This is a genomic window from Pseudomonas alkylphenolica (genome assembly GCF_004025535.1).
Taxonomy (GTDB): Bacteria; Pseudomonadota; Gammaproteobacteria; order Pseudomonadales; family Pseudomonadaceae; genus Aquipseudomonas; species Aquipseudomonas alkylphenolica_A.
In genome coordinates, this window is sequence record NZ_QJRG01000012.1 from 1 (window position 1) to 230 (window position 230).

General features: G+C 60.4%; 1 protein-coding gene. It reads left to right on the forward strand.

What is annotated here, in order from left to right; genetic code table 11:
- On the forward strand, window positions 1–230 hold a 230-nt coding region (locus DM813_RS28320; protein WP_164897184.1), incomplete at both ends, for an immunoglobulin-like domain-containing protein.

Sequence of the window (230 nt, forward strand, 5' to 3'; positions counted from 1 at the left end):
ATCACCACCGATAAGGGCGTGATCACCATTGCTGACGGCCAGACCACTGGCACCCTGGAAATTGCTGCGGGCAACGGTGAGGACGTCTACGTTGACGGCAGCTCGTTGACCGCCACGATCACCGGTGTGAACGGTCCTGGCTTTGAAAGCCTGGGTATTAAGGCGGGCAGCGGCTCAGCCACTTCGACGGTGGTGGATACCCTTACTCCGTCGACTGTGAGCCTGTCCGG